General features: G+C 62.6%; 25 protein-coding genes. 8 read left to right on the forward strand and 17 right to left on the reverse strand.

Annotation, left to right across the window (positions count from 1 at the left end; translation table 11 throughout):
* Positions 1 to 53 precede the first annotated feature (53 nt).
* The 3 genes from ADU59_RS07330 to ADU59_RS07340 all read right to left on the reverse strand — a co-directional run bounded on the left by ADU59_RS07330 (position 54) and on the right by ADU59_RS07340 (position 2,074).
* Positions 54 to 1,127, reverse strand: coding sequence for a GGDEF domain-containing protein (locus ADU59_RS07330; protein WP_068953190.1), 1,074 nt, complete (start codon positions 1,125 to 1,127; stop codon positions 54 to 56).
* A 98-nt stretch (positions 1,128 to 1,225) separates the two neighbouring features.
* Positions 1,226 to 1,447: a hypothetical protein gene (locus tag ADU59_RS07335; protein WP_068953192.1), complete on the reverse strand. Its 222-nt coding sequence runs from the start codon at positions 1,445 to 1,447 to the stop codon at positions 1,226 to 1,228.
* A 111-nt stretch (positions 1,448 to 1,558) separates the two neighbouring features.
* A complete protein-coding gene (locus tag ADU59_RS07340) occupies positions 1,559 to 2,074 on the reverse strand; it encodes a DinB family protein (protein ID WP_068953194.1) in 516 nt (171 codons plus the stop codon).
* Positions 2,075 to 2,397: 323 nt separating this feature from the next.
* Here ADU59_RS07340 and ndk point away from each other — a divergent pair, with 323 nt between their 5' ends.
* Positions 2,398 to 2,820: a nucleoside-diphosphate kinase gene (ndk, locus tag ADU59_RS07345; protein WP_068953196.1), complete on the forward strand. Its 423-nt coding sequence runs from the start codon at positions 2,398 to 2,400 to the stop codon at positions 2,818 to 2,820.
* A gap of 105 nt (positions 2,821 to 2,925) precedes the next feature.
* Here the strand turns inward: ndk and ADU59_RS07350 are convergent, their stop codons facing one another.
* Together ADU59_RS07350 and ADU59_RS07355 are read right to left on the reverse strand one after the other, a co-directional pair.
* Positions 2,926 to 3,438 carry a hypothetical protein gene (locus tag ADU59_RS07350; RefSeq protein ID WP_068953198.1) on the reverse strand — a complete coding sequence of 171 codons (513 nt, stop codon included), beginning with the start codon at positions 3,436 to 3,438 and terminating at the stop codon, positions 2,926 to 2,928.
* Positions 3,435 to 3,995: a CGNR zinc finger domain-containing protein gene (locus ADU59_RS07355; protein WP_068953200.1), complete on the reverse strand. Its 561-nt coding sequence runs from the start codon at positions 3,993 to 3,995 to the stop codon at positions 3,435 to 3,437. Before ADU59_RS07355 ends, ADU59_RS07350 begins: the two co-directional genes overlap by 4 nt.
* 65 nt (positions 3,996 to 4,060) lie before the next feature.
* Here ADU59_RS07355 and ADU59_RS07360 point away from each other — a divergent pair, with 65 nt between their 5' ends.
* Positions 4,061 to 4,957, forward strand: a complete 897-nt coding sequence (locus ADU59_RS07360) for a branched-chain amino acid ABC transporter permease (protein WP_068953202.1) — start codon at positions 4,061 to 4,063, stop codon at positions 4,955 to 4,957.
* Here ADU59_RS07360 and ADU59_RS07365 read toward each other — a convergent pair whose 3' ends face one another.
* From ADU59_RS07365 to ADU59_RS07385, 5 genes are all read right to left on the reverse strand, one after another.
* Positions 4,958 to 5,434 carry a molybdenum cofactor biosynthesis protein MoaE gene (locus ADU59_RS07365; protein WP_083198160.1) on the reverse strand — a complete coding sequence of 159 codons (477 nt, stop codon included), beginning with the start codon at positions 5,432 to 5,434 and terminating at the stop codon, positions 4,958 to 4,960. It abuts the gene before it with no gap.
* 4 nt (positions 5,435 to 5,438) lie between these two features.
* Positions 5,439 to 5,699: a molybdopterin converting factor subunit 1 gene (moaD, locus tag ADU59_RS07370; protein WP_068953204.1), complete on the reverse strand. Its 261-nt coding sequence runs from the start codon at positions 5,697 to 5,699 to the stop codon at positions 5,439 to 5,441.
* The gene (pgsA, locus tag ADU59_RS07375) at positions 5,699 to 6,292 is read right to left on the reverse strand and encodes a CDP-diacylglycerol--glycerol-3-phosphate 3-phosphatidyltransferase (RefSeq protein ID WP_068953206.1); all 594 of its coding nucleotides are present in this window, start codon (positions 6,290 to 6,292) and stop codon (positions 5,699 to 5,701) included. The genes moaD and pgsA overlap by 1 nt, the downstream gene beginning before the upstream one ends.
* Positions 6,293 to 6,469: 177 nt before the next feature.
* Positions 6,470 to 8,497 (reverse strand): excinuclease ABC subunit UvrC, encoded by a 2,028-nt coding sequence (gene uvrC / locus ADU59_RS07380; protein WP_068953208.1) that lies wholly within the window; start codon positions 8,495 to 8,497, stop codon positions 6,470 to 6,472.
* The gene (locus ADU59_RS07385; protein WP_068953210.1) at positions 8,494 to 9,258 is read right to left on the reverse strand and encodes an SDR family oxidoreductase; all 765 of its coding nucleotides are present in this window, start codon (positions 9,256 to 9,258) and stop codon (positions 8,494 to 8,496) included. Before ADU59_RS07385 ends, uvrC begins: the two co-directional genes overlap by 4 nt.
* A gap of 368 nt (positions 9,259 to 9,626) precedes the next feature.
* Here ADU59_RS07385 and ADU59_RS07390 point away from each other — a divergent pair, with 368 nt between their 5' ends.
* A complete protein-coding gene (locus ADU59_RS07390) occupies positions 9,627 to 10,268 on the forward strand; it encodes an outer membrane protein (RefSeq protein ID WP_068953212.1) in 642 nt (213 codons plus the stop codon).
* A gap of 97 nt (positions 10,269 to 10,365) precedes the next feature.
* Here ADU59_RS07390 and ADU59_RS07395 read toward each other — a convergent pair whose 3' ends face one another.
* The 3 genes from ADU59_RS07395 to ADU59_RS07405 all read right to left on the reverse strand — a co-directional run bounded on the left by ADU59_RS07395 (position 10,366) and on the right by ADU59_RS07405 (position 12,763).
* Complete coding sequence (locus ADU59_RS07395) at positions 10,366 to 10,956, reverse strand: glutathione S-transferase (protein WP_068953214.1); 591 nt, start codon at positions 10,954 to 10,956, stop codon at positions 10,366 to 10,368.
* Positions 10,957 to 10,979: 23 nt separating this feature from the next.
* The gene (locus ADU59_RS07400; protein ID WP_083198161.1) at positions 10,980 to 11,738 is read right to left on the reverse strand and encodes a ribonuclease T2 family protein; all 759 of its coding nucleotides are present in this window, start codon (positions 11,736 to 11,738) and stop codon (positions 10,980 to 10,982) included.
* Positions 11,739 to 11,884: 146 nt separating this feature from the next.
* On the reverse strand, positions 11,885 to 12,763 hold the full coding sequence (locus ADU59_RS07405) for a 23S rRNA (adenine(2030)-N(6))-methyltransferase RlmJ (protein WP_068953216.1): 879 nt from the start codon (positions 12,761 to 12,763) through the stop codon (positions 11,885 to 11,887).
* 68 nt (positions 12,764 to 12,831) lie between these two features.
* On the opposite strand from ADU59_RS07405, the gene ADU59_RS07410 reads away from it, so the two are divergent.
* Both ADU59_RS07410 and ADU59_RS07415 read left to right on the forward strand, forming a co-directional pair.
* Positions 12,832 to 14,964 carry a molybdopterin-containing oxidoreductase family protein gene (locus ADU59_RS07410; protein ID WP_068953218.1) on the forward strand — a complete coding sequence of 711 codons (2,133 nt, stop codon included), beginning with the start codon at positions 12,832 to 12,834 and terminating at the stop codon, positions 14,962 to 14,964.
* Between the two features lie 23 nt (positions 14,965 to 14,987).
* A complete protein-coding gene (locus ADU59_RS07415; protein WP_068953220.1) occupies positions 14,988 to 15,587 on the forward strand; it encodes an NUDIX domain-containing protein in 600 nt (199 codons plus the stop codon).
* Between the two features lie 48 nt (positions 15,588 to 15,635).
* On the opposite strand, the gene ADU59_RS07420 is transcribed toward ADU59_RS07415, so the two are convergent.
* From ADU59_RS07420 to purM, 4 genes are read right to left on the reverse strand one after another with little or no spacing between them, the layout of a single operon-like run.
* A complete protein-coding gene (locus ADU59_RS07420; protein WP_068953222.1) occupies positions 15,636 to 16,010 on the reverse strand; it encodes a VOC family protein in 375 nt (124 codons plus the stop codon).
* A 42-nt stretch (positions 16,011 to 16,052) separates the two neighbouring features.
* The gene (locus ADU59_RS07425) at positions 16,053 to 16,436 is read right to left on the reverse strand and encodes a type II toxin-antitoxin system VapC family toxin (RefSeq protein WP_139093154.1); all 384 of its coding nucleotides are present in this window, start codon (positions 16,434 to 16,436) and stop codon (positions 16,053 to 16,055) included.
* Positions 16,402 to 17,055, reverse strand: a complete 654-nt coding sequence (gene purN, locus ADU59_RS07430) for a phosphoribosylglycinamide formyltransferase (RefSeq protein WP_068953226.1) — start codon at positions 17,053 to 17,055, stop codon at positions 16,402 to 16,404. Before purN ends, ADU59_RS07425 begins: the two co-directional genes overlap by 35 nt.
* A complete protein-coding gene (gene purM, locus ADU59_RS07435) occupies positions 17,052 to 18,122 on the reverse strand; it encodes a phosphoribosylformylglycinamidine cyclo-ligase (protein ID WP_068953228.1) in 1,071 nt (356 codons plus the stop codon). Before purM ends, purN begins: the two co-directional genes overlap by 4 nt.
* A gap of 219 nt (positions 18,123 to 18,341) precedes the next feature.
* Here purM and ADU59_RS07440 point away from each other — a divergent pair, with 219 nt between their 5' ends.
* From ADU59_RS07440 to ADU59_RS07450, 3 genes are all read left to right on the forward strand, one after another.
* Positions 18,342 to 19,478, forward strand: a complete 1,137-nt coding sequence (locus ADU59_RS07440; RefSeq protein ID WP_068953230.1) for an AI-2E family transporter — start codon at positions 18,342 to 18,344, stop codon at positions 19,476 to 19,478.
* Positions 19,479 to 19,485: 7 nt separating this feature from the next.
* Positions 19,486 to 20,172, forward strand: coding sequence for a DnaA regulatory inactivator HdaA (gene hdaA, locus ADU59_RS07445; RefSeq protein ID WP_068953232.1), 687 nt, complete (start codon positions 19,486 to 19,488; stop codon positions 20,170 to 20,172).
* Between the two features lie 67 nt (positions 20,173 to 20,239).
* The gene (locus ADU59_RS07450) at positions 20,240 to 22,426 is read left to right on the forward strand and encodes an RNA degradosome polyphosphate kinase (protein WP_068953234.1); all 2,187 of its coding nucleotides are present in this window, start codon (positions 20,240 to 20,242) and stop codon (positions 22,424 to 22,426) included.
* The last annotated feature ends 1 nt before the right edge of the window (position 22,427 follow it).

Here is a 22,427-nt window from a genome sequence, read left to right on the forward strand (position 1 = left end):
CGTTTTGGCGGAAGTCTGGCGATAAGGCAAGGGTTTGCTGCGGCGCACCCTGATCAGGCGGCGTGCGGCGCGTATGTTTTCGCCGTCCGGCCGCCGATCGCCGCCGAAAAGACCAGCACGCCGGGTTTTTCCCGCACATGCACCGCCCGCAGCGCCAGTTCCGCCTGGGTGAAGAGATCGGCGCTGCCGGAGGCGGTCAATGCCATGGCGATGCCGGTGGAGAGCGAGAGGGTTTGGGTCGTGAACGTCCGGTTCGGCAGCGCGATCTGCACGTCTTCGACGGAAGCGCGGATGCGCTGCGCGATTGCCTCGGCATTCTCGGCCGAGACGTCATGGAAGACGAAGGCGAACTCGTCGGTGCCGAGGCGGGCGACGAAATCGTTCTTCTTGACGGATTTGCGGAAGACCGGCGCCAGCTTCTTCAATGTCCTTTCGGCGACGGCCGCGCCGTGGCTTTCGGCAAGCGCGCGCAGGCCATCGACCGTGACCAGCGCCAGAGCCGCCGGGCCGCAGGCATTGCCGTCGTCATAAAGGGCTGCGAGCTTCGCTGCAAAGGCGATGCGGTTGGCAAGGCCGGTGACGGGGTCGCGCATCGATGCCTTGCGCATGGTCTCGATATCGTTGCGCAGGTTGCCGAGTTGCGCCGCAGTTTCGTTCATGGTGGCGGCAAACGCCCGTTCCTCCCGCTCAAAGACGGAGACGGCATCGCGCAGCCGCCCGGCATCGTCGGCGAAATCCGACATGCCGGCGACGGGATCGCTCTCCAGCCGGCCGATGAAATCGCGCAGCAGCGCCGCGAAGGCTTCCGTCTTGGCAATGCCCCCGTTCAGTGTCTGGCTCATCGCGGCAATCGAGCGTGCCGTATCGGCGCGGATCGCGTCGGCCGCAATTGCGGTAAAGCCGGTGAGGTGATGTTTGACACCAATCTGCTCGATCTGGCTTTGCGTGGGCTGGTTGCCGAGAGCGGCTGCGTCGCGCGTCAGGGCGGGATTGTGGCCGCAGAGGGCCTCATAGAACAGCTCGTAATTGCGCGGGAAGGGGGCGATACCCAGCTTCGCCATGGTCTGCGCCACCTTCAGCAGGATCGCGGCGTTCTGCGCGCCGTCGTTCTGGAACTTGTCCGTCATATCCGCACCCCTCACACAACCGCCGGAGAGGCGATCGATTGTCAGGAAAACGGATAGCGCATTGGAATTAAAAGACCGTCAAAGAGGCAGGGAAAACCCTATAGCGCCTGCGCGACGATCTGTTTTGCGCTGTCGGGCAGGGCCGAAAACAGTGAGGACAGGTCCTGCCAGCCGTCCGGCCTGCGGCCTGAGACGTTTTCCGGCCAATGGCAGATGCCGTCGCCATGGATATAGCCGACCCAGCGCTGTTCGTTCTCGTTTTCAAAATGCAGAACGGCAAGCTTGCCAGCCTCCAGGGCTTCGATCGGATACCAATCCATTGTGCGTCCTCCTCCGGAAAATCGAACCGGATATTGCAGCGCCTGACTTGCTTCAGCCTTGCGCCGGTATTTTCGCAGCCGGGAAGATGCAAATGATTTCCGTTGGTTGAGTCACTCCGCGTAGTGCCTGCCCTCCGGCGCCCGCAAAAAATAGCTCATATCCAGCGCAAGGCTCGGGCCTCCCAGCGCCGTCAGCGTCATGTGGCACTGGCCGCGATGATGGGTCTGATGGTTGAAGACGTGGCTGAGCGGCGGGGCGAGGCGCTGGGTGACGGGGACGGGATGGCTGACCGGGGTGTAGGTGAAGCGGCCGGTCAGGTCGGCTTCGGTCAGGCTGCCGATCCAGGCGATGATGCGCTCGTCTTCGGCTGCCCGCGCTGCCGACAGGCTGGGCAGGTCGGCAAACAGGATGGTGTCGAGCGCGGCGGGCGCATCGCCGGTGCCGCTGAAGCGTTTCATCCAGATGCGGTCGGCGGCCAGCACATGATTGAACGTCGCATGCAGCGAGCCGAAGAAGGCGCCCTTGTCCTCGCGGTACTGTGCATCGGTGAGGTTTCCGGCCGCCGCATAGAGCAGCCGGTTGGCCCAGCGGTTGTAATCGGCGAACATCCGGTAGTGATCGAGCATTGCATTCTCCTTCGATAGGGTTTTAGCCTATCTCAAAATCATATCGCGGTGGGTGATGCGATCGATGAAATTCCCTGATCGGATTGCCGCCTGCTTTTGGGTGCCACGCTGAAGGCTATTCTGAAGCGCGTGGATGCGCTCGCGGACGGGTTTGGGCGCTGCCGGGATCGCCGGGATGGCGCGGGCGTTGCGTGACGGCTGTGTGAAACTTCCGGCCCGCTGGGCGAAAACGCTGGGGTTCCCCCTTGTTTTGCGCGGCATTGGCGGCTATTGAACCGCCAAATTCACGGAAAAACCCACGAAAAACCAAGGGAATTGAGACAATGGCGATTGAACGCACCTTTTCGATGATCAAGCCGGACGCCACCAAGCGCAACCTGACGGGCGCCATCACCAAGATGCTCGAAGACGCCGGCCTGCGCGTCATCGCTTCCAAGCGCGTCTGGATGAGCAAGCGCGAAGCCGAAGGCTTCTACGCCGTTCACAAGGAACGCCCCTTCTTCGGCGAACTGGTTGAAGGCATGACCTCCGGCCCGACCATCGTTCAGGTCCTCGAAGGCGAAGGCGCCATCCTGAAGAACCGCGAAATCATGGGCGCGACCAACCCGGCCAACGCCGACGAAGGCACGATCCGCAAGACCCATGCCCTGTCGATCGGCGAAAATTCGGTCCACGGTTCGGACGCTCCGGAAACCGCTGCCCAGGAAATCAAGTACTGGTTCTCCGACACTGAAATCGTCGGCTGAATCAATTCTTGAGGGTTTCGGCCCGAAGGATTTGAAAAGACTCAGGAAAAGCCGGGGCGGAAACGCTCCGGCTTTTGCGTTGTGGAGGTATCGAAGACCGCCCGCCTAGGCCGGGCAGGCCGCCGTTGCGAAATGCTCGGGCGTCTTGCCGCCCTTGAAGACGTCCGGGTTCTTGTCATAGGCGGGGCCGACGACCAGCGCCTCTGCCGGCATGATGTCCTGGTCGAGGTTGGAGGTGACTGCGGTCTTCAGCGTCTGCAGGACAGCGCCATCCGGTCCCTTGACCTCGATCGTCACCGCATAGGGCTTCTGCTTCTTCACGCAGGTGACGTCGGGGCTTTCGAGCACGATCTTGTCGAGCTTGGCAAACAGCTTGCGGTCGAGCGTCAGCGGCGGCCCGCCGGCAGGGTTTTCGAATGTGGCCACAACGGTACTGCCGTCCGGAACCGGTTCTGTCTTGGTCAAGGTGATCATGTAGGTGGCATAGGCGAGCCGGTAGTTGAAGATGAACATCTTGCCGGTGAGTTGCAGCGGATCGGGGCCGGTCTCGCGCTGACAGGCGGAGAGGACCGACAGGGCTGCGAGAACACCGGCGGCGAGGGCAAGCCGTCTGTTCATGCGGTCAACTCCTTCTTCTGGCGCTGGTAGTGGCGGCTGGCCTTGGCGCGGTTGCCGCAGACGGTCATGTCGCACCAGGTGCGGCTGCGGTTGCGGCTGCGGTCGAGAAACAGCCATTGGCAATTGGGGCAGATCTTCAGGCGTTGCGGCTCGCTGGCGGTGGCCAGCATCAGCGCCGAGCGGGCCGTGGCGGCGTCGAGCGCCGTGCGCGTGGCTCCGGCCGGATGCCGGCGGATGATGACGGAGGCCGCATCGAGCAGGTCGGCCAGCCCTTCGCTGGAGGAGGCCCCCAGCACCTCGGCCCGAAAATGCCGGTCGGTCGCCTCGCGCAGCGCCAGAAAGGCATCGTGATTTTCAGGCGCAACGGGCTCCAGCGGCCCGAACAATGCCTTCTCCGCCGAAAACCGTGTCGCCGCGGCGGCAAAATCGCGCAGTGCAACCGGATCGGCATAGCGGTCGATCCGGCGCTGCGGGTCGAAACGCAGGATCACCGAATTGGCGACATCGAGCGCCAGCGCGCCACCGGAAAAACGATGTGGGGTCCAGGAAAATGTCATGCGATACCCTAACTGGTAAAACACATTTTACCAGTTATAATGACGTTGTCATCAGTGGATGTTCCATGGCCTATTTTCTCCAGCAGCTTGCCAGCGCTCTGCCCATCGCCGCCCTCTATGCGCTGCTGGCCTTCGGTTATTCGATCGCTTTTTCCGTCACCCGGCGGGCCGATCTCACCTATGGCGCGCTGTTCGGCTTCTCCGGCCAGATCTTCCTGCTGTTTTCCGATTTTGCCTGGAACCGGCTGTGGCTGGTTTTGCCCGCGGCACTCGCTGTCGGGGCCATTTCGGCGCTGGTCTATGCGCTCGGTGCCGGGCTGTTCATCGGCCGTTCGATCATGCGCAGGCTGGTGGTGACCTCGGCCAATACGGTGGTTGTCGCCTCGCTGGGTGTGGCGCTGGTGCTGATGGAACTGTCGCGGATCGCGGCTGAGACCCGCAGCCTCTGGCTGCCGCCGTTCCTGAATATGCCGCTCACGCTCTGGCCGGACCCGCAATTCCCGGTGACGCTGACGGTGATCCAGCTTCTCAATACGCTGCTGATGCTGGCTCTGGTCGGGGCAGGGCATGTATTTTTGGCGCGGTCCGCCTGGGGCCGCGCGTGGCGGGCGGTGTCCGACGATGCGGGGGCGGCGGCGCTCTGCGGCGTCGATGGCAGCCGGGTGTTCGTTGCGGCCTACGGGCTTTCGGCGCTGCTGGCCGCTGTCGCCGGCATCCTCGCCACATCCTACTATGGCAACATGGATTTTGGCGCGGGCCTGGTATTCGGCGTCAAGGTGCTGTTCATCGCCGCGATCGGCGGCCAGACGGCGCCGGTGCTGGCGGCGCTCGGGGCGGCGGCGATCGGCCTGAGCGAAACGCTGTGGAGCGCCTACGGCCCGATGCTCTGGCGGGATTTCGCGATCTTCTCGTTTCTGGTGCTGCTGCTGGTGCTGACACGCAAGGAGCAATTCCAGCCGTAATCAGTCCTTAGTATTGGACCAGCGATCCCTGGCGCTGTCGTCTTCATCCTTGGCGCTGACCCAGCCGCGCTCCTTGCCATCCACCGCATGTTCCTTCTTCCAGAAGGGGGCCGAGGTTTTGAGGAAATCCATGATGAAATTGGCGCCGTCGAAGGCCGCCTGCCGGTGCGGCGAGGCGGTGACGACGAGGACGATGTTTTCGCCGGGAAGGATTTTTCCATGCCGGTGGATGGCGCAGACGGCCTGCAATCCGAAACGGGTCACGGCCTCCTTGCAGATGCGGGTGATCTCCGCTTCCGCCATGCCCGGATAGTGTTCGAGTTCGAGCGCGCTCAGCGAGCCCGCCTCATCGCGGCAAAGACCGGAAAAGGTAACGACCGCGCCGATATCGTGGCGGCCGGTCGAGAGGGCCTGGACTTCGGCGGCAAGGTCGAAATCCTGCCGCTGGACGCGGACGGTGACAGGCACGCCGGTCACGGTCTCAGCCTCCGGTCATCGGCGGAAACAGCGCGATCTCCCGCGCCCCGGCAATCGGTTCGTCGTGATCGACATGTTCCTGGTTGATGGCGACACGGATGACGTTCTGGTGCTCCAGCGCTGCCTCGTATTCCTCGCCGAGCGTCTTCAGGTGGGCGAGCAGATCGCCGGCGGTCACGACGGTACCGGGAAGCTCGAGTGTTTCTTCGCCCTTGCCGATCCGTTCGCGCACCCAGGCGAAATAGACGAGGTTGACGCTGGCCATCAGTCGATCATGTGCTTGAGGCCGGCGCGGAAATAGTCGTAGCCGGTGTAGATCGTCAAAATCGCGGCGATCCAGAGCAGGCCGATGCCCATCTGCGTCGTGTAGGGCAGGACCTTGTCGCCGGCCGGGCCTGCGAGCAGGAAGGCAATGGCAAACATCTGCGCCGCCGTCTTCCACTTGGCAATGCGCGTCACCGGCACGCTGACCTTCAGCCCCGCCAGATATTCGCGCAGGCCGGAGACGAGGATTTCGCGGCACAGGATGATGATCGCAGCCCAGAGCGACCAGCCGGCGATAGTCTTTTCCGTATCCGCCGCCATCAGCAGCAGGGCGGTGGCGATCAGCAGCTTGTCGGCGATCGGGTCCAGCATGCGGCCGATATTCGAAGTCTGGTTCCAGATCCGCGCCAGATAGCCATCAAGAAAATCCGTGATCGACGCCACGACGAAGATGCCGAGCGCGGTCCATCGGGCGAAATCGGAGCTGTGCAGCTTGCCCTCGATGAAGAAACACAGGACGATCAGAGGCACGGCCAGAATGCGGCCGTAGGTCAGAAGATTTGGAATATTGTAAGCGGCAGGCGTGGTGGACATCGATTCGGGTTCTCTGCGGGTTCTTGGCGACAGATGAAAGACTTTGTGACAGCGGCGTCAACCGGTCATTGAGAGATCGGCCTGAATTATGGCGGAATTCGTCTGAACGCATGGTGAACCGGATGAGATGCGTCTTCCCCCGAGGGAGATGCTCCTCTTCCACCTTGGTTTTGGGCGCTACTTCGCGCCGTCCTCGTGGAAATGATCGTAGACGATCCGCGCGACGGCTTCCGAAATGCCCTCGACCGCGATCAGGTCGTTGATCCCGGCGCGGGAAACCGCCTTGGCGGTGCCGAAATGGTGGAGCAGCGCGCGCTTGCGCGTCGGGCCGATGCCGCCGATCTCGTCGAGCGGGTTCTTGACCATCTCCTTCTTGCGCCGCGCCCGATGCGAGCCGATGGCAAACCGGTGCGCCTCGTCGCGCATGCGCTGGATGAAATAGAGCACGGGGTCTCGCGGCGGCAGGGTGAAGCCGTCGCGGCTGCCAGCCGGCGGGAAGAAGCGCTCGCGGCCCGCCTCGCGGTCGACGCCCTTGGCAACGCCGATGGCGACAACACAGTCTTCGATATCCAGCTCCTTGAGGATCGCCCGCACCGCCGTCATCTGGCCCTGTCCGCCATCGATCAGGATGACGTCGGGCCAGGCCGGGAAAGCGCTATCCTCGTTGGTCTCGATGCTGCGGTCGGGTTTTCCCTCTTCCTTCAGCAGGCGCGAAAACCGCCGTGTCATCACTTCCTTCATCATGCCGAAGTCGTCGCCGGGGGTGATGTCGGTCGATTTGATGTTGAACTTGCGGTACTGGCCTTTGACGAAGCCGTCGGCGCCCGCCACCACCATGCCGCCGACGGCATTGGTGCCCATGATGTGCGAGTTGTCGTAGATCTCGATCCGGCGCGGCGTGCGCTCCAGCTTGAACGTCGTGGCAAAACCGTCGAGCAGGCGCGATTGCGAGGCGGTCTCGGCCAGCTTGCGGCCATGCGCCTCGCGGGCATTGGCAACGGCGTGATCGACCAGATCCTTCTTCTCGCCGCGCTGGGGCACCAGGATCGTGACCTTGTAGCCGGATTTTTCGCTGAGCGCCTCGCCGAGCAGTTCCTGCTCCTCGACCGTCTCGCACAGCAGGATCTGCCGGGGACAGGGCTTGTCGTCGTAGAACTGGGCGAGAAACGCGCTGAGGACCTCGGCGGAGGTCAGGGTCGGATCGGCCTTGGGGAAATAGGCGCGGTTGCCCCAGTTCTGCCCGGTGCGGAAGAAGAACACCTGGATGCAGGAGACGCCGCCTTCGTGATGGATGGCGAAGACATCGGCTTCCTCGACCCCGGCCGGATTGATGCCCTGATGGCTCTGCACATGCGACAGCGCCGCCAGCCGGTCGCGGTAGAGGGCGGCCCGTTCGAAATCGAGATTGTCCGACGCCTCGCTCATCGCCGCGGCAATCGTCGCCTTCACTGCCTGGCTCTTGCCGGACAGGAAGTCCCTGGCTTCGGTCACCAGTTCGGCATAGTCGGCGTCGCTGACCTCATGGGTGCAGGGGGCGGCACAGCGCTTGATCTGGTGCAGCAGGCAGGGGCGGGTGCGGCTTTCAAAGACGCTGTCGGTGCAGGTGCGCAACAGAAAGGCGCGCTGCAGCGAATTGATCGTGCGGCCGACGGCGCCGGCCGAGGCGAAGGGGCCGAAATAGTTGCCCTTTCGGCTGCGCGCGCCGCGATGCTTGTAAAGCGCCGGCGCCCTCGAGTCGCCGGTCACCAGAATATAGGGAAACGACTTGTCGTCGCGCAGAAGCACGTTGAAGCGCGGCCGCAGGCGCTTGATCAGATTGGCTTCGAGCAGCAGCGCCTCGATTTCGGTGCGCGTCGTCACGAATTCCATATGGGCGGTTTCGCGCACCATCTTGGCGAGGCGATTGGAATGAAGCCGGCCCTGCGCATAGTTGCTGACGCGCTTCTTCAGGTTCCTGGCCTTGCCGACGTAGAGAACGTCGCCCGCCTCGTTGAACATGCGGTAGACGCCGGGACTGTTGGGCAGAAGCTTGACGAAAGCCTGGATCAGCTCCGCGCCGCGCAGACCGTCGGGAATGGCGCTGGTCTCCGCCCAGTCGAGGATCGGCGCCGGCGCAGCCGCGTCCGGCACCTCGATCAGGTCATCGTCGTCCTTGGCGTTCTCATCGTAGAGAATGCCGCCATCATTGGGCACGCGCCCGTTCATTCCACAATCTCCAAAATATCCGGCGTTTCCCAGGCAAGGTGCTGGCCGCCGTCAAGCGCGATCATCTGCCCGGTCACCGAGGGCGTATCGAACAGAAACCGGATCGTCGCGCCGAATTCATCGAGCGCCGGCCCCGTCTTCAGGATCAGCGCCTCGACCTGCCGATCGAAATCGTCGCGGTTCTGCCGTTCGTTGGGCAGGGTCGGGCCGGGGCCGATGCCGTTGACGCGGATGGCCGGTGCCAGGGCCTGCGCCATCGTTCCGGTCGCTGTCAGCAGCGCCGACTTCGACAACATATAGGAATAAAATCGCGGATTTGGAGCCCAGACGCGCTGATCGATGATGTTGACGACCAGCCCGGAATGTTCCGTCGGCAATTGCGCCGCGAAATCGCGGGCCAGCAGCGACGGGGCTTTGACATGCAGGGCGAAATGTTTGTCCCAGACCGTTTCGTCGAAAGCGTCGAGGCTGTCCTTCTTGAACAGGGATGCATTGTTGACCAGCAGCCCGATCGGGCCGAGCGCTGCTCTTGCCTTGTCCACCAGGGCCGAGGTCGACGCCGTGTCGGCAAGGTCGGCCACCACGGTCGCTGCTCTCCCGCCTTTGGCGCGGATGCCGGCCGCCAGCGCCTCGGCTTCCGCCAGCGACGCATTGGCGTGAATGGCGACGGCAAAGCCATGGGCCGCCAGATCCTCGACGATGGCCTTGCCGATGCGCCGGGCGCCGCCAGTCACCAGTGCTGTTTTCAGAGGCGTCCTCAAATCTATTTCCCGCCGTGCGATTCGAATTCCTGTTGCCGGCAAGGATATAGGAGGAGGGGGCGGATTGCGAAACGGCCTGCGGGTATTCGTTTCGGAAAAATTAACGCCGAGCGGGTAAATTGAATTGTTTTCGATACTTATAGTATATATTCCGTTATTGTTGATTTGTGGTTAATAATTACCCTGTGGCGGCAAAGCAACATCGCATTTCGGTCATGGTGCTGCCACTAAAATTTCACAATTTGGCTCTTGTGAATCCGCAATTGACCGCCAATTTCATATCAACCGGGCGGGGTTAATTGCAATTTGTCCGATGTATCAGTTTAGGACCGCGAGGGTCCGGAACATCGGTTCGAAAGGAGACTTTAATGCGTACTCTCATCACCACCCTTATGGCATCTGCCGTATCCCTCATCGCCTTCACTTCCGTTCAGGCTGCTGATGCGATCGACGAAGTTCCGGCTGCGCCGTCTGCCGATTACAGCCAGCCGGCGATCAAGAACTGGTCGGGCGCCTATGTCGGTGGTACCGCCAACTGGGGCCATGGCCAGTATGACGCAACGGGCGGCCGTGGCGCTGCCGGTTTCGGCGGCGGCCTCTATGGCGGCTACAACATGCAGAGCGGCAACATCGTGTATGGTGCTGAAGCCGATATCAACTACGGCGACAACGACACCAGGAACTCGGCTCGCAAGATGGAGCAGGGCGTCAACGGCTCGGTCCGCGGCCGCGTCGGTTACGACCTGAACCCGGTTCTCGTCTATGGTACGGCCGGTGTGGCTGCATCCAGCGTCAAGGCAACTGCCAACGGCGGTGGTTCGGACAAGAACACGCTGCTCGGCTGGACGGCTGGTGCCGGTGCCGAAGCCTTCGTGACCGACAACATCACGGCGCGCGTCGAATATCGCTACACCGACTACGGTTCGAAGGACTTCAGCCTGCCGGGTGGCCGCGTTTCGTCGGGCTACGACGAACACAGCGTTCGCGTCGGTATGGGCGTCAAGTTCTGATCGATCGGAACATCGTGAATAACAAGAAGGCCGGAGCGATCCGGCCTTCTTGCGTTTTTACAGCCTACTTTCGTTGGCAGCGCCGGACTGTGAGGCGTCAGAGCTTGAACTGCGCATAGTCCGGGAAGAACTTTTCAAATTTCTGCGGCCAGTTCTTCAGCTTCGAGCGGCCCTTCTGCCATTCGCCGGCGAAGCGGAGCTCGATATAGCGCAGCATCGCGGCCAGCGCGAAATGGCCGGCATGCAGCTTGGCGCCGGTCTTCGGCATGTTGGCGTTGAGATGATCGAGGCCACGTGCCACCTTTTCCCACTGCCTGTCGATCCAGGGCTGGTGGACCTTTTCCGGCGGGTGGAAGCGCTTTTCGTAGACGATGGCCAGCAGGCTGTCGCAGATGCCGTCGCACAGCGCCTCCAGCATTTCCACATCGGTGCGCTTTTCCGCGTTGCGCGGGTAGAGCTTGCCCTTGGTCTCGCGGTCGACGAAATGCATGATCGCGCGGCTGTCGTAGATCGCCTTTCCGTCCGTGGTGATCAGCGTCGGGATCTTGCCGAGAGGGTTGCTGGCAATCAGCTCCTGCGGGCTGCCGCTGGTGTCTGTCAGAACGCTTTCGGCGGATATGCCGGCGTAACGCGCGGCCATGCGCACCTTGTTGGAATAGGGGGAGCTGGGGGAATAGAGGATCTTCATGCGAGGTTTCTTTCTCTTGGTGATCAGGGCGTGGGCGGCAGGCTGAGGCTTTTGACCTTGCAGCCGGCGCGATCGATCTCGCCGCAGGCGCGGAAGCTGAGATCCTTGTTGAGGCAGATACGGACTTCATCGACGCGTCCGGCCGCGCAGGTGACGGCCATGGCGTCTGTCCGCAGGCCGGGATTGGCTGTGGTCAGCGCGGTTTCGATGTCGGCGGCACTGGTCCGCTGATGCGAGGCCACCGATTGCAGCGCCGGCGGTATCGCCACCCTTTGCCAGGCGGCGCGGATGACGGCAAAATAGTCCTTCTGGCTGAGGCCCGAGCAGGAGCCGTGCTTGCGCCATTCGTGGCCGATCAGGCCCATCGACGGCATGATGTCGAACAGGGTCCGCCCCAGCGTCTCCGGTACCCGGTCAGGTTCGCGCGTCCGGCAGAATTCTGGATAGCCCTGTTCGTTCTGCGGCCACAGCCCGTGGACGATGAAACCATGGCTGTTGCCGGGGTCGCATTGTTCGGTGCGGCCGGACGGATCGTTCTCGATGCACCAGCTCGGCGACCATGAAAGCGACAGCACATAGAAATCGAAACCGCTGCCAAGCGGAACGGGTGGCAACCGGGATGGCGTTTGGGTGGAATTGCCGGCGATCGGGGTATTGGCGTTCTGTGGCGCCTTCTGTGCATCGCTTTCGCCATTGCAGGCGGCAAGCAACAGGGCTGCGAGCAGCGGCAGGGCGATGCGGCGGAAACCGGAGATCGCGCCCGTCACCGCAACGAGGCCCATTGCGTGTCAGACCATATGCCGCCGATCGCGGCGAGGGGGAAGAGAAGGGGCGGGGCCAGCATTCCTGTCATGATCGTCTCCCGAATTCCCCTCAAGCCGAAGTTTCGTCAGATTGCGTCTCTTGCAGCCGGACCGTCAAGCCCCGATCAATCCCGCTCGGGCATCTCCTCGCCACGCAGCCAGAAGGCGCGGGCCGATGCATGGCGATCCTGCTTCAGCCGGTCCTTGAGGAAGGGCAAGAGGATGTCGAGTTCACCCTTCAGCGTGAAAGGCGGGTTGACGATGATCAGGCCGGAGCCCGAAAGGCCGGTCGTGTCGCGGTCGCTGCGCACCGACAGCTCGGCGCCGAGCATCTTGGGGATCTCCAGAGCCTTCAGCGCCTCGTGGAAATCGGCGATCGGCGCACCCTGTTTCAGCGGATACCAGAGGCAGAAGGTGCCGCCGGAAAAACGCCGGTACGCCTTGTGCAGGCCATCGACCAGCCGTTCGTATTCACCGGCGATCTCGAACGGCGGATCGACCAGCACGAGCCCGCGCTTTTCCTTCGGCGGCAGATGGGCGCCGAGCGCCAGCCAGCCGTCGAGTTCGGTGATGCGGCTCTGGAAATCGCCGTCGAACAGGCGGTGCAGCGTCTCGTAGTCGTCGGGATGCAACTCCATGGCCGACAGCCGGTCCTGTGGCCGCATCAGCATGCGGGTCAGTTTCGGCGAGCCGGGATAGAGCGTCAGGCCGCCATCGGGGCTCCGGCCGGGATTGAGGTCGCGGACGGCCGTGAGGTACGGTTCGAGGATTGCCTTGGCCTTGGCCGGAATATCCGCATCGAGAATGCGGCCGATACCGTCAACCCATTCGCCGGTTTTCTGCGCTTCCTCGCTGGAGAGATCATAGAGGCCGATGCCGGCATGCGTGTCGAGCACGCGAAACGCCTTGTCCTTCTGCGTCATGTAGACGACCAGACGGGCGAGCACCGCGTGCTTCAGCACGTCGGCGAAATTTCCGGCGTGATAGATGTGACGGTAATTCATTCGCGTCCCTGATCGTTCGGATGAAATGTTGGAATGCATGGCGATCGGGACTTTGAGACCCTTGCGCGATGCAATATAGAAAAGCCATGAACGTTGCGACCCCCATCAAACCAGAAAAGTCCGTCGGCCACACTGTCTGTCCGCACGACTGTCCCTCGGCCTGCGCGCTGGAGGTCGATGTCACGCCTGAAGGCCGGATCGGCCGGGTGCGCGGCGCCTCCGCCAACACCTATACCGCCGGCGTCATCTGCGCCAAGGTCGCCCGCTATTCGGAGCGTATCTACCACCCCGGCCGCCTGATGGCGCCGCAGCGCCGCAAGGGCGCCAAGGGCGAGGGCAACTGGCAGGCGCTTTCCTGGGAAGACGCGCTGGACGAAATCGCCGGCGCCTTCGTCAGGGCCGAGCAGCAATACGGATCGGAAGCCGTCTGGCCCTATTATTATGCCGGCACGATGGGGCAGGTGCAGCGCGATTCGATCGACCGCCTGCGCCATGCCAAGAAGTATTCCGGCTTCTTCGGCTCGATCTGCACCAATCTGGCCTGGACCGGTCTGGCGATGGCGACCGGGTCGCTGCGCGGGCCCGATCCGCGCGAGATGGCGAAATCCGATTGCGTCGTCATCTGGGGCACCAATGCGGTCTCGACCCAGGTCAACGTCATGACCCACGCCATCAAGGCCCGCAAGGAGCGCGGCGCCAGGATCGTCGTCATCGACATCTACGACAATCCGACCATCAAGCAGGCCGATATGGGGCTGGTGCTGAAGCCCGGCACCGACGCGGCACTGGCCTGCGCCATCATGCACATCGCTTTCCGCGACGGTTACGCCGACCGGGCCTATCTGGCTGAGTATGCCGACGATCCGGCAGGTCTGGAAAACCACCTGAAGACGCGCACGCCGGAATGGGCGTCTGCCATCACCGGGGTGCCGGTGGACGAGATCGAGGCCTTCGGCAAGCTCGTCGGCACGACCCCGAAAACCTATTTCCGTCTTGGCTACGGTTTTACCCGCCAGCGCAATGGGGCAGTCGCCATCCACGCCGCAGCCTCGGTGCCGACCGTGCTCGGCTCGTGGAAGCACGAGGGCGGCGGCGCTTTCCACACCAACAACGATATCTTCAAGTTCGACAAGCGCGAACTGGTCGGCTCCGCCATGCTGGACCCGGATATCCGCATGCTCGACCAGTCGCAGATCGGCCGGGTACTGACCGGCGACGCCGAGGCTTTGCGCCATCGCGGCCCGGTGACGGCGATGCTGGTCCAGAACACCAATCCGGTCAACGTCGCGCCGGAGCAGCGGCTGGTGAAGCGCGGTTTCCTGCGCGACGACCTGTTCGTCGCGGTGCACGAGCAGTTCATGACCGATACGGCCAAGGTCGCCGATATCATCCTGCCCGCCACCATGTTCCTCGAGCATGACGATCTCTATCGCGGCGGCGGCCACCAGCACATCCTGCTCGGCCCCAAGGTCGTCGAGCCGCCATCGACCGTGCGCACCAATCTCTTCGTCATCGAGGAACTGGCCAAGCGGCTCGGTGTCTCGGACAAACCCGGTTTCGGCTTGAGCGAGCGCGAGCATATCGACCATATCCTGGTCAACTACGGCATCGGTTACGAGGGGCTGAAGCGGGAGAAATGGCTGGATGTCCAGCCGGATTTCGAGACGGCGCATTTCATCAAGGGGTTCGGCCATCCCGACGGCAAATTCCGCTTCAAGGCCGACTGGACCGGCACGCCAGCACCGAACCGCCCGCCCAAGGCCCTGGGTGTCTTCGGCCCGCATGCGCAACTGCCGGAGTTTCCCGATCATGTCGATCTGATCGAGGTGGCCGACGACGCACATCCGTTCCGTCTGGCGACATCGCCAGCGCGCTCGTTCCTGAACTCGACCTTTGCCGAAACGCCGTCTTCCATCCAGAAGGAAGCCCGCCCGGAAGTGATGATCCACGCCGACGATGCGGCGGTGCTCGGCGTTGCCGAAGGCGATATCGTCCGGATCGGCAACGAGCGCGGCGAAATCCGCCTGCACGCCAAGCTTGGCGGCGGTACGCGGCGCGGTGTGGTGATCGCCGAAGGCCTCTGGCCGAACGACGCGCATCTCGACGGCGAGGGCATCAACGTGCTGACCGGCGCCGACGCGGCGGCCCCCTATGGCGGGGCGGCGTTCCACGACAATCACGTATGGCTGCGCAAGGACTGATCTGGACAGGGACTGAACTGGAAATGACGAAATTCGAGAATGCGAAGGTCGAAATCCTCAAGGACGAGACGCTTTCGAAAAACTGGTACCATCTGCGCAACGTCACCTTCAATTATACCGGTTCGAACGGCGTCACGAAGAAACTGAAGCGCGAGGTCTACGATCGCGGCAACGGCGCGACCATTTTGCTTTACGATCCCGGGCGTGACAGCGTCATCCTCGTGCGGCAGTTCCGCATGCCGGCGCATCTGAACGGCCATTCCGGCTGGCTTCTGGAAACGCCGGCGGGCCTGCTCGACGGCGATCACCCGGCCGAGGCGATCAAGCGCGAGGTGATGGAGGAAACCGGCTATCTGGTCACGGATGTGCAGCCGGTCTTTCAGGCCTTCATGTCGCCGGGCGCAGTGACCGAGACCATCCACTTCTTTGCCGCGATCATCGATGTGACGGTCCGGGCCGAAGACGGCGGCGGGGCAGCCCACGAGGACGAGGATATCGAGGTGCTGGAAGTGCCGCTCACGGACGCCATGGCGATGATCGACAGCGGCGCAATCTGCGACGGCAAGACCATCATGCTGCTGCAATGGGCGATGCTCAACCGGGAGCGGTTGGGCAAGGCCTGATGGTCAGAATTTTCCCTTGATGCCGAGACTGACTGATTGCCGATTGTGTTACTTCGTCGCCTGGGTGCGCGCGGTGAGCTTGTTTCCGTCCGGATCGCGAAGGTAGGCGACGAAGGCTCTGTTCGGCCGCTCGCTGGGTGGGCTCTCGATCGACGTCCCACCATGCGTCGTACCGGCCTTATGCCACGCGAGAACATGGTCACGGCTCGCAGCGGCGATACCGATCGTCCCACCGTTGGCCGCGGTCGCCGGATTGCCGTCGATCGGCTTCGTGATCATCAGCCGACTACGCTCGTGGGCATAGATCAGCCTACCTCTGGCATCGATCTCGCCAGGCTCGCCTCCTAACGCGGCGAATGTGGCGTCGTAGAAATCTCTAGCCCGCTCCAGGTCGTTGCTTCCGATCATGACGTGAGTGAACATGTTTTTAACTCCAAAGAGGGCCTGTAATCGGGAGCTGCTCGGCTAACCAAATGCTTTCAACCCCGCGCCACACGCTGCTGTATTAAGCTTGCGGTCCAGAGTAACCAGGGCGGTATTTTGCGCCACGGCAAGGGCAAGATAGGTTGCATCATAGTCCGAAAGCCGATGCTCTCTGGCCAGTTGCAAAATTCCGAGATCGTCCTTCATGCTGATAATGATGAGCGGAACTTTCCGGAGTCCCATCAGAAGGCTCGCAGCTCCGTCAGCCGTGACGCGATTGCGCCTTTCTGAAACGACAAGGATATTGCGAATTTCATGCAAGAGTAGATCGGGAGCAAGGGTTTCAACAGGATAAGAATGATCGTGAAAAGGGTCAAGGTGATGACCGGATTTACGATAGGTCTCGCGTGAGGCCGCCTTCGTCACGCAAAGTCCGCCCGCCGTTCATCCGCACCTTGCCCTCGGCCACCAGTCTCAGCGCCTTCGGATAGGCCTTGTGTTCCTCGACCAGCACTCTTGCCGCAAGGTCGTCCACTGTATCGCCCGGCAGCACCGGCACGGCTGTCTGCAGGATCACAGGGCCCTCATCCATGCCCTCGGTGACGAAATGCACCGTGCAGCCGGCTTGCGTCATGCCGGCATCGATCGCCCGCTGATGGGTGTGCAGGCCCGGAAACAGCGGCAGCAGGGAAGGGTGAATATTGATGATCCGGCCTTCGTAGGCGTTGATGAAGGTGGCGCTCAAAAGCCGCATATAACCGGCAAGGCAGATGATGTCGGGGGAAAGGCTTTCGAGCGTCGAGAGGATCGCGGCTTCGTGGGCGTCCTTGCTGGCGTAATCCTTGCGCACGAACGAAAACGTCGCGATGCCGAGCGCTGCCGCTTTCGCCAGCCCGCCGGCATCGGCCTTGTCCGAGATCACGGCGACGATATCGGCCGGAAAATCCGGTTCGCCAGCGGCCTTGACCAGCGCCAGCATGTTGGAGCCGCCGCCGGAAATGAACACCACGACCCGCTTGCGGGCCGGTTTCACCGTATCGTTCATAGAGCCAGCGTGCCCTTGTAGATCGTACCGGCCGCGCCCTCTGCGCGGGCGACCATGCGGCCGAGCGCAAACACGGTCTCGCCTTCGGCTGTCAGGACCGACGTTACCGTTTCGGCGTCTTCCGCCTTGACGACGGCGATCATGCCGACGCCGCAGTTGAAGGTGCGCAGCATCTCGTTGGCGGCAACGCCGCCGGTTTTGGCAAGCCAGGAGAACACCGCCGGCGCCTTGATCGCATCGAGATCGATCTCGGCGGCCAGATGCTTGGGCAGCACCCGCGGAATGTTTTCGGGAAAGCCGCCGCCGGTGATATGGGCGAGCGCCTTGATCTTTCCGGTCTCGCGGATCGCCTTGAGCAGCGGCTTCACGTAAATGCGCGTCGGCGTCATCAGCACGTCGGCCAGGGTCCCTTCGCCGAACGGTGCCGGCGCGTCCCAGGCAAGGCCGGAGAGCGAGACGATCTTGCGCACCAGCGAGTATCCGTTGGAATGCACGCCGGAGGAGGCGAGGCCGAGGATCACGTCGCCCTCGGCGATATCGCCGGCCGGCAGCAGTTGCCCGCGTTCGGCGGCACCGACCGCAAAACCGGCGAGATCATAATCCCCGCCGGCATACATGCCGGGCATTTCGGCGGTTTCGCCGCCGATCAGTGCGCAGCCTGCCTCGCGGCAACCGGCGGCAATGCCGCCAACGATCGAGGCGCCCTGATCCGGATCGAGCTTACCGGTGGCGAAGTAGTCGAGGAAGAACAGCGGCTCGGCGCCCTGGACGACCAGATCGTTGACGCACATGGCAACGAGGTCGATGCCGACCGTGTCGTGCTTGTCGGCGTCGATGGCGATCTTGAGCTTAGTGCCGACGCCGTCATTGGCGGCCACCAATACCGGATCGGTGAAGCCCGCCGCCTTCAGGTCGAACAGGCCGCCGAAGCCGCCGATCTCGCCGTCAGCGCCCGGGCGCCGCGTCGAGCGCACATGCGGCTTGATCTTGTCCACCAAAAGGTTTCCGGCATCGATATCCACACCCGCATCGCTGTAGGTGAGACCGTTCTTTCCTGGCTCGCTCATGGCTTGATCTCCGCCGGCTCGTCATATTTGGATTGCGATTGGCATGGTGCCGCTGCAAGTGCAAGCATATTGCCCCGGATACTCCCGCTTTTTTGACGTTTTGCCCGCCATTGTCGGCCGTTTCGCGCCACAGGCTTGACCATGGTCGGTACCACATCCTATCTCCAGCACTGGAAGCAGCGCGGCGGAGCGCCAGCGACAACGCATCGGAACAGCGGCATGGTCAACACATTGAGCGGCAGCGGGCTGCAGCGCCAGATCATCTTCTGGGCACTTTTCCTGGCCGGCTTCATCGCCTTCCTGATGGTGTTTTCCACCATTCTGCTGCCGTTCATCGCCGGCATGGCGCTCGCCTATTTTCTCGATCCCGTCGCCGACCGGCTGGAAAGGCTGGGCTTGAGCCGCCTGATGGCGACGGTCGTCATCCTGATCGGCTTCATCGTCGTCTTTGCCCTGTCGCTGGTCGTCATCATTCCCATCGTTTTCACCCAGGCGTCCGAATTCATCCAGAAGATGCCGGGTTACGTGTCCAAGCTGCAGGAGTTTCTCACCAGCCCGGATGCCGCTTGGCTGCCCGACTGGATTTCCGGGCAGATGGACACGATCAAGCAGAACTCCGCCAAGCTGCTCGAACAGGGCGCCGGCTTCCTCGGCACGCTGTTCCAGCAATTGTGGAATTCGGGCATGGCGCTGCTCGACATCATCTCGCTGTTCGTCGTCACGCCCGTCGTCGCCTTCTATCTGCTGCTCGACTGGGACCGGATGGTCGACAAGGTCGACAGCTGGATCCCGCGCGATCACGTCGCCACGGTGCGCCAGATCGCCCGCGACATGAACACGACGATTGCCGGCTTCGTGCGCGGCCAGGGCTCGCTCTGCATCATCCTCGGCCTGTTCTACGGCGTCTCCCTGTCCTTCGCCGGCCTGAACTTCGGCCTGCTGATCGGCCTGTTTGCCGGCATGATCAGCTTCATTCCCTATGTCGGCTCGATGGTCGGGCTGGTGCTCGCCCTCGGTGTGGCGCTGGTCCAGTTCTGGCCCGACTATATTCATATCGGTATCGTCGCCGCGATCTTCTTTGCCGGGCAGTTTCTCGAAGGCAACATCCTTCAGCCCCGGCTGGTCGGCAAGAGCGTCGGCCTGCATCCGGTCTGGCTGATGTTCGCGCTTCTGGCCTTCGGCGCGCTGTTCGGTTTCGTCGGGCTGCTGGTCGCCGTGCCGTGCGCGGCCGCCATCGGCGTGCTTGTCCGCTTCGGTATCGGGCGTTACCTTGACAGTGCGCTCTACCACGGTCACCGCCACATCCTGACGATCGAGCAGGAACACAGAGCTCCAGACGACAAGCTTCCAGAGTAAACAGCGTATGGTCCGTAAGTTCGAACAATTGCCGCTCGTTTTCGAGCACGAACCGCAGACGGGTCGTGATGACCTGCTGGTGTCCGAACGGCTGAAGGCGGCCGTTTCCATCATCGACAGCTGGCCGCGCTGGCCGTCGCCCGTCGTCATTCTGGCCGGCCCCGTGGGCTCGGGCAAATCGCACCTTGCGGCGATCTGGCGGGAAAACAGCGCGGCGGTTGCCATTCATCCGGCGGCCGGCAGCAATGCGGCCGAAGTGGCGGCATCAAGCCCTGTGCTGTTCGAGGATGCCGATCGTGAGGGGTTCGATGACCGGGCGCTGTTTCACGTCATCAACAGCGTGCGGGAAAACGGCACCAGCCTCTTGATCACCAGCCGGCTCTGGCCGATGTCCTGGCCGGTCGAACTGCCCGACCTGCGCTCGCGCCTGAAGGCGGCGACCGTGGTCGAGATCGGCGAGCCGGACGATGAGCTGCTGGCCCAGGTTCTGGTCAAGCTCCTGGCCGACCGCCAGCTTGCCGTCGATGATCGGCTGATCGGCTATATCGTCGCCCGTATGGAACGTTCGCTCGAATCCGCCCAGACCATCGTCGAGCGGCTGGATCATCTGGCGCTGGCGCGCGGCACGCGCATCAACCGGGCACTGGCGCTGGAAGTTCTCAATGCCCTTGGAAAGCCACGCGAAATCGATTGACTGTCACAGTTCCGTCGTCAAACTGCGCTAGCTGCTTCGAGAAAAGCAAAAAGGCGGACTGGGGACAATGGACACTGTGACATCTGCAACGACTGCAAACACGCCGGTGGCCGATGAAATCGATCTCCTGACCAGCCCGGAACGCTTCATCAACCGCGAATTTTCCTGGCTGCAGTTCAACCGCCGCGTTCTCGAGGAAACCCTCAATACCGCCCATCCACTTCTGGAGCGCGTGCGCTTCCTGTCGATTTCGGCGGCCAATCTCGACGAATTTTTCATGGTCCGCGTCGCCGGTCTCGAAGGCCAGGTCCGCCAGGGGGTCGTCGTGCGCAGCCCGGACGGCAAGACGCCGGCCGAGCAGCTGGAAGATATCCTCAAGGAAATCGACAATCTGCAGATGGAGCAACAGGCCTCGCTGGCCGTGCTGCAGCAATATCTTGCCCGGGAAGACATCCTCATCGTCCGCCCGGTGTCGCTGTCGACGCAGGACCGGACGTGGCTGGCCAACGAATTCGAGCAGGCGATCTTTCCGGTGCTGACGCCGCTGTCGATCGATCCCGCTCATCCGTTCCCGTTCATTCCCAATCTCGGCTTCACCATGGGCCTGCAGCTGACCAGCAAGCACGGCCGCGAGCCGATGACGGCGCTGTTGCGCCTGCCGGTGGCGCTTGACCGCTTCATCCGTCTGCCCGATGCCAAATCGGTGATCCGCTACATCACGCTGGAAGATGCCGTCAGCCTGTTCATCGAGCGGCTTTTCCCCGGTTACGAAGTCAAGGGCTCCGGCACGTTCCGCATCATCCGCGACAGCGATATCGAAGTCGAGGAAGAGGCCGAGGATCTCGTGCGCTTCTATGAGACGGCGCTGAAGCGCCGCCGGCGCGGCTCGGTCATCCGTATCGAGATCGATTCGGAAATGCCGCTTGAGCTGCGCCATTTCGTCGTCACCGAGCTCAACGTGCCGGTCAACCGCGTCGCAGTGCTGCCCGGCCTTCTGGCGCTCAACACGCTCTCCGAGATCACAAAGGCGCCGCGCGACGATTTGCGCTTCGAGCCGTACAATGCGCGATTTCCCGAACGCGTCCGCGAACACGCCGGAGACTGCCTTGCCGCCATCCGCGAAAAGGACATGGTGGTTCACCATCCCTATGAGAGCTTCGACGTGGTGGTCCAGTTTCTGCTCCAGGCTGCGCGCGATCCGGACGTTCTGGCGATAAAGCAGACGCTCTACCGCACCTCCAACGACAGCCCGATCGTGCGCGCGCTGATCGACGCGGCCGAAGCCGGCAAGTCGGTGACGGCGCTGGTCGAGCTGAAGGCGCGCTTCGACGAGGAAGCCAATATCCGCTGGGCACGCGACCTTGAACGCGCCGGCGTGCAGGTCGTGTTCGGTTTCATCGAATTGAAGACCCATGCGAAGATGTCGATGGTGGTGCGCCGCGAGGACGGCAAGCTGCGCACCTACTGTCATCTCGGCACCGGCAACTATCACCCGGTTACGGCGAAGATCTACACCGACCTGTCTTTCTTCACCTGCAATCCGAAGATTGCCCATGACATGGCCAATATCTTCAATTTCATCACCGGTTATGGCGAGCCCGAGGCCGGCATGAAGCTGGCGATTTCGCCGCACACGCTGCGCCCGCGTATCCTCCAGCATATCGACGAGGAAATCGCCCATGCCGAGGCCGGCCGGCCGGCCTCGATCTGGATGAAGATGAACTCGCTGGTCGATCCGGAAATCATCGATGCGCTCTATCGCGCCAGCCGCGCCGGCGTCGAGATCGATCTGGTGGTGCGCGGCATCTGCTGCCTGCGGCCGCAGGTTCCGGGGCTGTCCGACAAGATCCGCGTCAAATCGATCGTCGGACGCTTTCTGGAGCATTCGCGTATCTTCTGCTTCGGCAACGGCCATGGGCTTCCATCCGAGCACGCGCTCGTCTATATCGGGTCAGCGGACATGATGCCGCGCAATCTGGACCGGCGGGTGGAGACCCTTGTGCCTCTCATCAACCGGACTGTGCATGAACAGGTGTTGTCGCAGATCATGCTGGGGAATCTCATCGATAACCAGCAGAGCTACGAGATCCTTGCCGACGGCACGTCGCGGCGCATGGAAGTCGCCCGCGATTCCGAGCCGTTCAATGCGCAGGTCTATTTCATGACCAATCCCAGCCTGTCCGGGCGGGGAGAGGCCTTGAAGTCCAGCACGCCGAAGGTAATCGCCGGCTGGGACAGCGGCCGCAGAAGATAAA

The organism is Pararhizobium polonicum, from assembly GCF_001687365.1.
GTDB lineage: Bacteria > Pseudomonadota > Alphaproteobacteria > Rhizobiales > Rhizobiaceae > Pararhizobium > Pararhizobium polonicum.

Bases quoted from the DNA above. Each gene is read 5' to 3' on its own strand.
- ADU59_RS07330 (WP_068953190.1), bottom strand. From the start codon at position 1,127: ATGACGGACAAGTTCCAGAACGACGGCGCGCAGAACGCCGCGATCCTG.
- ADU59_RS07335 (WP_068953192.1), bottom strand. From the start codon at position 1,447: ATGGATTGGTATCCGATCGAAGCCCTGGAGGCTGGCAAGCTTGCCGTT.
- ADU59_RS07340 (WP_068953194.1), bottom strand. From the start codon at position 2,074: ATGCTCGATCACTACCGGATGTTCGCCGATTACAACCGCTGGGCCAAC.
- ndk (WP_068953196.1), top strand. From the start codon at position 2,398: ATGGCGATTGAACGCACCTTTTCGATGATCAAGCCGGACGCCACCAAG.
- ADU59_RS07350 (WP_068953198.1), bottom strand. From the start codon at position 3,438: ATGAACAGACGGCTTGCCCTCGCCGCCGGTGTTCTCGCAGCCCTGTCG.
- ADU59_RS07355 (WP_068953200.1), bottom strand. From the start codon at position 3,995: ATGACATTTTCCTGGACCCCACATCGTTTTTCCGGTGGCGCGCTGGCG.
- ADU59_RS07360 (WP_068953202.1), top strand. From the start codon at position 4,061: ATGGCCTATTTTCTCCAGCAGCTTGCCAGCGCTCTGCCCATCGCCGCC.
- moaD (WP_068953204.1), bottom strand. From the start codon at position 5,699: ATGGCCAGCGTCAACCTCGTCTATTTCGCCTGGGTGCGCGAACGGATC.
- pgsA (WP_068953206.1), bottom strand. From the start codon at position 6,292: ATGTCCACCACGCCTGCCGCTTACAATATTCCAAATCTTCTGACCTAC.
- uvrC (WP_068953208.1), bottom strand. From the start codon at position 8,497: ATGAACGGGCGCGTGCCCAATGATGGCGGCATTCTCTACGATGAGAAC.
- ADU59_RS07390 (WP_068953212.1), top strand. From the start codon at position 9,627: ATGCGTACTCTCATCACCACCCTTATGGCATCTGCCGTATCCCTCATC.
- ADU59_RS07395 (WP_068953214.1), bottom strand. From the start codon at position 10,956: ATGAAGATCCTCTATTCCCCCAGCTCCCCCTATTCCAACAAGGTGCGC.
- ADU59_RS07400 (WP_083198161.1), bottom strand. From the start codon at position 11,738: ATGGGCCTCGTTGCGGTGACGGGCGCGATCTCCGGTTTCCGCCGCATC.
- ADU59_RS07405 (WP_068953216.1), bottom strand. From the start codon at position 12,763: ATGAATTACCGTCACATCTATCACGCCGGAAATTTCGCCGACGTGCTG.
- ADU59_RS07410 (WP_068953218.1), top strand. From the start codon at position 12,832: ATGCAATATAGAAAAGCCATGAACGTTGCGACCCCCATCAAACCAGAA.
- ADU59_RS07415 (WP_068953220.1), top strand. From the start codon at position 14,988: ATGACGAAATTCGAGAATGCGAAGGTCGAAATCCTCAAGGACGAGACG.
- ADU59_RS07420 (WP_068953222.1), bottom strand. From the start codon at position 16,010: ATGTTCACTCACGTCATGATCGGAAGCAACGACCTGGAGCGGGCTAGA.
- purN (WP_068953226.1), bottom strand. From the start codon at position 17,055: ATGAACGATACGGTGAAACCGGCCCGCAAGCGGGTCGTGGTGTTCATT.
- purM (WP_068953228.1), bottom strand. From the start codon at position 18,122: ATGAGCGAGCCAGGAAAGAACGGTCTCACCTACAGCGATGCGGGTGTG.
- ADU59_RS07440 (WP_068953230.1), top strand. From the start codon at position 18,342: ATGGTCAACACATTGAGCGGCAGCGGGCTGCAGCGCCAGATCATCTTC.
- hdaA (WP_068953232.1), top strand. From the start codon at position 19,486: ATGGTCCGTAAGTTCGAACAATTGCCGCTCGTTTTCGAGCACGAACCG.
- ADU59_RS07450 (WP_068953234.1), top strand. From the start codon at position 20,240: ATGGACACTGTGACATCTGCAACGACTGCAAACACGCCGGTGGCCGAT.